At 71.2% G+C, this 8,612-nt stretch carries 5 protein-coding genes; all 5 read left to right on the top strand.

The annotated features are described in order from the left end of the window. Nucleotides 1-816 precede the first annotated feature (816 nt). The 5 genes from D456_RS0118435 (at nucleotide 817) to D456_RS0118415 (ending at nucleotide 8,603) form a co-directional block, all read left to right on the top strand. Complete coding sequence (locus D456_RS0118435; protein ID WP_017577662.1) at nucleotides 817-2,106, top strand: citrate synthase; 1,290 nt, start codon at nucleotides 817-819, stop codon at nucleotides 2,104-2,106. 201 nt (nucleotides 2,107-2,307) lie between these two features. Then, entirely contained in the window at nucleotides 2,308-3,222 is a 915-nt protein-coding gene (locus D456_RS0118430) for an HdeD family acid-resistance protein (RefSeq protein WP_017577661.1), read from the top strand. Nucleotides 3,223-3,488: 266 nt separating this feature from the next. After that, nucleotides 3,489-4,703: a hypothetical protein gene (locus D456_RS24485; protein WP_017577660.1), complete on the top strand. Its 1,215-nt coding sequence runs from the start codon at nucleotides 3,489-3,491 to the stop codon at nucleotides 4,701-4,703. A 16-nt stretch (nucleotides 4,704-4,719) separates the two neighbouring features. Further along, nucleotides 4,720-7,191, top strand: coding sequence for a serine/threonine-protein kinase (locus D456_RS0118420; RefSeq protein ID WP_026116001.1), 2,472 nt, complete (start codon nucleotides 4,720-4,722; stop codon nucleotides 7,189-7,191). 17 nt (nucleotides 7,192-7,208) lie between these two features. After that, the gene (locus tag D456_RS0118415; RefSeq protein ID WP_026115999.1) at nucleotides 7,209-8,603 is read left to right on the top strand and encodes a PP2C family protein-serine/threonine phosphatase; all 1,395 of its coding nucleotides are present in this window, start codon (nucleotides 7,209-7,211) and stop codon (nucleotides 8,601-8,603) included. The last annotated feature ends 9 nt before the right edge of the window (nucleotides 8,604-8,612 follow it).

Genomic DNA, 8,612 nt, shown 5'->3' with positions numbered 1-8,612 from the left:
GGGGAACTCCTCGTGCTGGTCAACAACAAGTGGCGTCTGCGGGTCATCGAGCGCGACCATCCGGAACTGTTCATGGAGGCGTTGCTCGCCGGCGGCGCCGACGAGAACGCGTGAACCCCCGCTCAGTGTTCTCGTACGTGGGACCCGTTTTCTCTTTCGGTCGGAAATATTCACGCCGGGTCAATGGCGGTGACTCGGCGTCGCGCCCAGGGGTATTGGCGTAGACCGGTGTGAACCCTCGTTGCCGAGGTACGCGGTACACACATCACCGGGGCCCTCCCGGGGCGTGTGCGCCGTGTCGCCCCGAGGGGTCCGGCGTGCGTAGAGGCCAAAGTCACGGGCCGGAGAGCGACCCGCTTCCACGCCCGTGATCAGGGCGAAGGTAGCCTGTGCGGAGGCCGCTAGGGCGCGATCGGCAACATGGTCACCCCGAGGAAGCTTCCGGTTTGTCCCTATCTGTGAAGGGGCATGGGAAGCGGACGCGGAGCACTGTGTGACGGAGTGCTCAGGGGACCGGAGCAGGAGACAAGGGCGACGCCGGGTGTCCCCGGTGCCGTGCGTGGCGCCCCAGGGCGAGCATGAAAGTTCACACGATGCGGCAAAATCTATAAATCTTCACCGTACGGCAATTCTGCAAGGGCATGAGTGTGTGTTTCATGTCACCTGTCCCCGAATCGGTGAAACTTATATGATTTTGCTTAACTATCGTTTAACAAAACAGAATAATAACGAGTGAATCAAAAGAACGTGGAGGCTGACCCGCCCCGCGTCCCACGTACCTCACGGATCCCCCGCCTGGAAAGGTTGACCTCGGGCATGAGCGATGACGAGAAAGAGCGCACGGTTGAGCTCCACTACGAGGGTGGCACGCTGACACTCCCGGTGTTCACCGGCACCGAGGGGGAGCGCACCATCGAGCTGAAGACCCTGTTGGGGTCCACAGGCATGACCACCCTCGACCCGGGGTTCGGGAACACGGCCTCCTGCAGCTCGAAGATCACCTACATCGACGGCGGCGCGGGGGTCCTGCGCTACCGCGGGTACCCCATCCAGGACCTGGCCGTCGGAAGCAGCTTCCTGGAGGTCGCCTACCTGGTGATCTACGGCGAGCTGCCCGAGCCGGGCCGGCTCAAGGAGTTCTCCGACAAGTTGCGCGAGAACGCCGACATCCCCGAAGACATGGGTGCGTTCATCGACGCGATGCCCCGCAACGGGCACCCCATGGCCCTGATGGCCAGCGCGGTCAACACCCTGGCCGCCTACTACGACGACAGTGCCGACCCGGCCGACGAGAACCAGGTCGAGCTCGCCACGATCCGGCTGATGGCCAAGCTGCCGACGATCGCGGCCCGCATCTACCGCAACTCCATCGGCGAGGAGCCGATCGCGCCGGACCCCTCGCTCGGCTACGTCGAGAACTTCACCCGCATGACCTTCGGGGAGCGGCGCCCCGACGGCGAGCTGGGCGAGCTCTTCGGCAAGGCCGTCGACCTGCTGCTGCTCCTGCACGCCGACCACGAGCTCAACTGCTCCACCGCCACCGTGCGGGTCGTCGGCTCCTCGCAGGCCGACATCTACGCGAGCATCGCCTCCGGCGTGAACGCCCTGTCCGGGCCCTCGCACGGCGGCGCCAACCAGGCCGTCCTGGAGATGCTGGACGAGATCCGCGACTCCGGTGTCGAGCTCGAGGACTTCCTGGAGCGCGTGAAGAACCGCGAGGTCCGCCTCATGGGCTTCGGTCACCGCGTTTACAAGAACTTCGACCCGCGCAGCAAGCAGATCAAGAACCTGGCCACCCAGATCCTGGACCGGGACGACAACCCGGACGAGCTCTTCGAGCTCGCTCTCAGGCTCGAGGCCGCCGCGCTGAAGGACCCCTACTTCACCGAGCGCAAGCTCTACCCGAACGTCGACTTCTTCACCGGCGTCATCTACCGGGCCATGGGCTTCCCGAGCAACATGTTCACGGTGCTGTTCGCCCTGGGCCGCCTGCCCGGGTGGATCGCGCACTACCGCGAGCAGCTGCACGACCCGGCCTTCCGGATCGCGCGTCCGCGCCAGCACTACGTCGGCTCGCCCGAGCGCCGCTACCCCGGCCAGGGGTAGAGCGGCCCGGCCGAACCCCGACCGCCCGTCCGCGCCACCCGCCGGCCTCCACAGCCGGCGCCGGCGAGGGCGGGCGGTCGTGTGTCGGGGCCTGCTTTCCAGGTATTTTGCGGGCCCGGAGTCGTCGGAGGCCGCCAATACGGGAAGTGCCAGGGTGCGGCCCCGCCCACGCGGGGCCCCTCGCCGCGGAGGGAGGCTGTGATGGTCGGGTACGAACTGCCCGGAGGTCTGCTCGGGCACCTGAGCCGCAACTGGTGGCTGGTGGTCCTGCGGGGCGTCGCCGCAGTGGTCTTCGGGATCCTGGCCCTGCTGTGGCCCGGACTCACACTGGTGGCCCTGGCCGTGGCCTTCGGTGTCTACGCGCTCGTGGACGCCGGAGCGGTCGGTTACGCCGCACTCCGGGCCGAACGCGGTACCCGCGCACCCCTGGTGGTGCAGTCCGTGCTGACCCTGGTCGTCGGCCTCGTCGCGCTGCTGTGGCCGTTGGCCGCGGTGGTCGCGCTCGTGTTCGTGGTCGGTGCTTGGGCGATCATCACCGGTGTCGGTGAGATCATCACCGCGGTCCGGCTACGTGCCCGGATCAGCTCGGAGTGGCTGCTGATCTTCGTCGGTGCGCTCTCGGTCATCTTCGGTCTGTTGCTGTGGTTCTGGCCCCTGGAAGGTGCCCAGGCGCTCGTGTTCGTCGTCGGGATCTACGCGATCGTCTTCGGTCTGGTGCTCGCCGTTGCCGGGCTCCGGCTGCGCAGCGCCGACGGTCGCCGGAAGGGTTCCGGGGACGAGAGCTCCGCTGACGAGGGGGTCTGGGACGAGGGGGCTGAGGGCGGAGCCGGGTACGTCCCGGGCGCAGGAGCCCACCCCTACGACGACGGGCCGGAGCACGGCGGGGACCTGCTCGCCCGGCGCGAGGACGACCGGGCCGCACCCGAGGAGGACTTCGAACCCGGCGAACGCTTCGAACGCCCCCGCCGCACAGGGGACGAAGCTCCCGAGGCCCCCGATGCGGACCGGACCTTCCGCGTCGGTGAAGAACGCGAGGACGCCCGGCGTTCGGCCCCCGAGGAGCCTCGGGAGCGCCCGCGCCGCGGCCGCCACCGGGCCCCCAGACGCGGCGACTGACCGCCCCGCCCGAGTCACGGACGGGGTGTTGCCGGGCCCCGGCCCCGGCCCGCACCAGGTGGCCGGACGGGCCCCGAGCCGGCCGTCGAGGGACCTGAGTCCCGGCTTTCCTTGTGATGGGGACGACAGGGGGCCACACTCGTGTGTGGGGGCGGCGGACGGGCACGCCCCGGCATCGAGACACCGGCGGTCCCGCGAGGCGTGGGCTCCGGACGCGGGGAGTGGTTGGGACGGTGGCGAGCGCGTCGGGGCCCGGGGGTCCGCCCATGAGCTGGGAGGGCATCGAGGAGGCGCTCAACCGTGTGCGTGGCGAGGGCGCCCGTGTCTCCCTCCAGTTGGCCGACATGGACCGCAACGTCGCCCAGCGCATGCTCCAGGGCGCCGGCCCCGTGGGCCGCACCCGGCAGCGGTGGGAGCGCGCCGAACGCAGTGTCCACAGGCTGTGGACACTGCACGCCGCCTTCGATGAGGTCGTCGAACAGGCCGGCGCCCTCCGCGCTTCCGACGGCGAGGAGAACTCTGTCCGCGAGGCCCTGTCCCAGGTACTGACCGGCCCTTCGGTCGCCTTCCTGCTCGACGGGGCCACCGAACACCTCTCCCTGGCCGAGGCGATCGCCCGCATGTCCGCCGACTCGGAGGAGATCGCCGGGACGATCGCCGATGTGGAGGCCGCCTGGGCCGTCCTCCATCCCAAGATCGATGAACTCGAGGCGCTGTGGCAGGAGATCGGTTCCCTGGCCGGGATGGTCGGGGACGAGGAGGGGGACCACGAACCTCTGCGCGCCGAACTGGCCTCCCTGGGCGAGACCGTACGCCGCGATCCCCTCGCCCTGGTCACCGGCGACGGCACCGCCGACACCTCGGACCTCGAACGGGCCCGGACGCGGCTCGAACACATCGCAGGGGAACTGCGTGACGCGCTCCGTATGTGCGACTCCTACGACGAGAGCGTCGAGCGCCTCCTCTGGGCCATCGACGACGCAGAGGAGAAGACGGCCCGCACAGCCGCGTTCAGGCGCCGGGTCGCCGGAGCCGTCGCGGTGCCCGTCCCGGTGGAGATCATCGACAGGGTCCCGTCCCTGCGCGAAGGGGTGGCCGAGATGGCCGAGCTGCGCACCCAGGGGCGCTGGCGCGAGCTCGGCAGGCTCCACGGCCGGCTCCAGCAGGCCGTGCACGAGACCGTCGACGACGTCGCCGAACGCAGGGAGAGCCTCGAGACACTCCTGGAACGCCGTTCCGAGCTGCGCGCGCGTCTGGAGAGCTACCGCACACGGGCGGCACGGCTCGGGCCGACGGAGGGTGAACGGTTCCTCGCCGAGCACCGCCGCGCGCACAGGGCCCTTCGGCAGGGCCCCGCCGACCTGCGTGAGGCCGCCGCAGCGTTGGCCGCTTACCGGGACGCTCTCCGTCAGCTGACCGGATCCGGCCGTGCACCGAGGAGAACCACACCGGGCGCGGACGCGTCAGAAGGGCGAGAGTGATGGTGGTGCACAACACATGACCAACTGCACGGATCCCGGTTGCAACGGCCGTCTGAGGAACGGGCTCTGCGGTGCGTGCGGCCAGGCCCCCCAAGACGTGCGAGCTTCCCGACCCCCTGACCCGCCCCCCACGACACCCGGGCCCGGTGGCGCGGCCCCCGGACGGTCCGATACGCCCGTGCCGGGCGCCCCGGTGGAGGGCGGCCCCCCGGTCCCGCCACAGTGGCGCGCGGAGACGCAGGAACCGCTGCGGCGGCCCCCGGGGCCCTCCGCCCACGACCCGGCAGCCGAGGAATGGCCCGGACGTCCGGGCAGCGGCCCCAGCAGCGGCGAGGGGTCCGGCTCCGGCCACATGCGCCTCTCCGGCCGCAGCGGTCCCGGCCGCAGCTCCGGGGGTACGGCCGCCCTGCTGGGAGCGGGCGCTTCCGGTCGCAGCAGCAGCCGCCCCACCTCACGGGGCACGCTCGGCATGGGACTGGTGCAGGTCCCGGTGGTGCCCTACCGCGACCCCTCCGATGCGGTCATGACCGACCCGGTCGTGGCGGAGAAGAACCGCTACTGCGGCAACTGCAACGAGAAGGTCGGCCGCCGCCGGGGCGAGCTGCCCGGGCGTACCCAGGGGTTCTGCCGCCGCTGCGGCACCAGGTTCTCCTTCGTGCCCAAACTCGTCGAGGGCGACATGGTCGGCGGCCAGTACGAGGTGCTCGGCTGCCTGGCCCACGGCGGCCTCGGCTGGGTCTACCTCGCCCGCGACCGCAACGTCAACGACCGGTGGGTCGTGCTCAAGGGCCTGCTCAACTCCGGCGACGCCGAGGCCCACAAGGCCGCCTCGGCCGAACGCGAGTACCTGTCGCAGGTCGAGCACCCCAACATCGTCAAGATCATCAACTTCGCCCAGCACCCCGACCCGCAGACCGGTGTCCCCAGCGGCCACATCGTCATGGACTACGTGGGCGGCAAGTCCCTGCGCGAACTGCTCCTGGAACGTCGCGGATCCGGTGGTCAGGACGGTGCGCTGCCCCTGGACCAGGTCATCGCCTACGGACTGGAGTGCCTGCGTGCCCTCGGGTACCTGCACTCCAAGGGCCTGCTCTACTGCGACTTCAAACCCGACAACGTCATCCAGAGCGAGGAGCAGGTCAAGCTCATCGACCTGGGCGGTGTGCGGCGCATGGACGACACCGAGAGCGCGGTCTACAGCACCCCCGGCTACGGGGTGCCCGAGGAGGAGATCGTCAGGTCCGGCCCCTCGGTCAGCTCCGACCTGTACTCGGTCGGCCGGGCCCTGGCGGTGCTCAGTTTCCGGTTCAGTTTCCGGCGGCGCCATCCCTACACCCTCCCGCCACGCGATGCGGTACCGGTCCTGCGCCGCTACGAGTCCTACGACCGGCTGCTGCGGCGGGCCACCCACCCCGAACCCGAACGGCGCTTCCACGACGCCGTCGACATGGCCGAGCAGTTGACCGGGGTGCTGCGCGAGGTCCTCTCCGACATGGAGGAATCCCCGCACCCGGCGCCCTCGTCCCTTTTCGGCGCGGAGAGTTTCAGCGCGGCCGACCTGGGGGCCCACGACGCCGACCGCCTGTTGTCACCGCCCCCGCCCACCCGGGCGGCGGGTGTGCTGCCGGCACCGGTCATCGACCCCGCCGACCCGGCCGCCCAACTCCTGGGCGGGTTCGTCTCCCTCTCACCGGCCGAACTGGTGCCCACCCTGCGCGCGGCACCCTCACCCACCCCCGAGACCCGGCTCATGCTGGTGCGTGCTCTCATCACCGAGGGCCGCAGGCTCGAGGCCATGGACGCCCTGCACGCCTTCGGCCAGACGATGCCGGGCGACTGGCGGACCATGTGGTACATGGCCGTCATGGAACTGGGCGACGGCGAGTTCGGGGCCGCCCGCGCCCATTTCGACGAGCTCTACTCCCACCTGCCCGGCGAGCTCGCTCCCAAGCTCGGCCTGGCCATGGCCGCCGAGCACACAGGCGGACACGAGACCGCGGCCGAGCTGTACCGGACGGTCTGGACCACCGACCACTCCTACGTCAGCGCCGCCTTCGGTCTGGCCCGGATCCGCCGCGCACAGGGGCAGCGCTCCCGCGCCATCGAGGTCCTGGACACCGTCCCCGAACTGTCCAGTCTCCACGTGCACGCCCAGACCGTGCTCATCGCCCTGCTCGTCACCGGCGAGGACCTCCGGGACGTCGACGACTTCCTGCAGGCCGGCGAACGGCTCGGCCGGATCCGGCTCGACAGCGAGAGCGGCGAACGGCTCGCCGCCCGGGTCCTGGAGGGCGCCCTGGACTGGCTCCGGCGAGGCGGCCGCCCCGACACGTCGGTCCGCCTGCTCGGCACGAACCTCACCGAAGAGGGGGTGCGCACCAATCTGGAACGGCGGTACCGGTCCCTGGCGCACTGGGCGTCCTCGGCCGCCGACCGGTACGTGCTCGTCGACAAGGCCAACTCCCTACGCCCCAAGACCCTGCTGTGAGTGATGAAGGAACACCGATGACAAAGGTGCGGACCTGCCCCGGATGCGCGGACAGAGTGGCTGCCGGGGACGCTTTCTGCGAGGGCTGCGGCCGTACTCTGCCGGACGAGGTACGACAGGCCCCTCCGGAACCGGAGGAGACCGGGGACGGCGCCGCACCGCTCGGTGCGGCCGACAGGGTCGGGGAGGGGTCCGCGGCCCTGCTGAGCGCCCGCGGGCGTCCCGGGGGCGGGGACTGGACCACCCCGAGCGGTGCACGCTGGAGCCGGCTCTCCGAGTACAGCGGACACGTCCACAGCGGGGGTACCTCCCTGACCGGCAGCCTGGCCGTGGACTCCGAGTGGGACCAGATCGACACGCTCGCCACCCAACCGGTGCGCCGCGACACCTCCGGGGCCGGGGGCGGGACCTCCCCGCACGCGAACGCCCTACCCCTGGGTCCGCGAACGGTGGAGGGGAACGCGGTCGGCCCCGCAGGCCCGCAGACCTGCGCCTGGTGCCCGGGCCGGGTCACCGACGGCTACTGCGGCACGTGCCTGCACCTGCAACCCACCGGACGCGACCACGTGGTCGTGCGTACCGCCCGCGCCTCGGGAGTCAGCGACGTCGGGCACCGGCACCGCCGCAACGAGGACGCCATGGCCGTGCGGGTCGTGGCGGAGAACTCCGAGCACGGGCCAGGGACGGTCTGCGCCGTCGTGTGCGACGGCGTCTCCAGTTCGCCCCGCTCGGACGAGGCCTCCCGCGTGACGGCCGAGACCGGTGCGGGTGTCCTGGCCGAGCAGATCGGTGCCGGCGCCGGCCCCCGGGAGGCCACCGGGACGGCCGTGACCCGGGCCGCCGAGGCCGTCGCCGCCATCGCCGACCCGCCCGGCTCCGCACCCGCATGTACGTTCGTGTCGGCGGTGGTCGACCCCGCGGCCGGATCGGTCACCGTCGGCTGGGTCGGTGACAGCCGTGTCTACTGGGTCCCCGACAACGGGGACGCCGACGCCCCCGCGCTGCTGACCCGTGACGACTCCTGGGCCGAGGCGATGGTCCAGGCCGGCGCCCTCACCCGGGAGGAAGCCATGCGCTCCGCCCACGCCCACGCCCTCATCGCCTGGTTGGGAGCCGACTCCGGCGAGATCGACGCCCACGTCCGTACCGTCACGCCGACCGGCCCGGGTGCCGTGGTGCTGTGCAGCGACGGACTGTGGAACTACTACGACGAACCGGGGGAGATGGCCGCCGCAGTGCCGGGCCCCGGGGCCGACCCCCTGGGAACCGCCCGCGAGTACGTCGGCCTGGCACTCCGGGCGGGCGGAAAGGACAACGTGAGCGTGGTCGTCGTCCCCGTGCGCGGGCCTCGAGACGCACCAGTGCCGCACCCGTCCGTCCCTGGGCCGGCCGGAACCCTCGGACCCGGCTAGGAGGGCCAC

The sequence above is a fragment of the Nocardiopsis kunsanensis DSM 44524 genome, assembly GCF_000340965.1.
In the GTDB taxonomy this organism is placed as follows: Bacteria; Actinomycetota; Actinomycetes; order Streptosporangiales; family Streptosporangiaceae; genus Nocardiopsis; species Nocardiopsis kunsanensis.
Note: the sequence above shows the minus strand (reverse complement) of the source record. Positions and strands in the feature narration are given on the sequence as shown.

Bases quoted from the DNA above. Each gene is read 5' to 3' on its own strand.
- D456_RS0118435 (WP_017577662.1), top strand. From the start codon at position 817: ATGAGCGATGACGAGAAAGAGCGCACGGTTGAGCTCCACTACGAGGGT.
- D456_RS0118430 (WP_017577661.1), top strand. From the start codon at position 2,308: ATGGTCGGGTACGAACTGCCCGGAGGTCTGCTCGGGCACCTGAGCCGC.
- D456_RS24485 (WP_017577660.1), top strand. From the start codon at position 3,489: ATGAGCTGGGAGGGCATCGAGGAGGCGCTCAACCGTGTGCGTGGCGAG.
- D456_RS0118420 (WP_026116001.1), top strand. From the start codon at position 4,720: ATGACCAACTGCACGGATCCCGGTTGCAACGGCCGTCTGAGGAACGGG.
- D456_RS0118415 (WP_026115999.1), top strand. From the start codon at position 7,209: ATGACAAAGGTGCGGACCTGCCCCGGATGCGCGGACAGAGTGGCTGCC.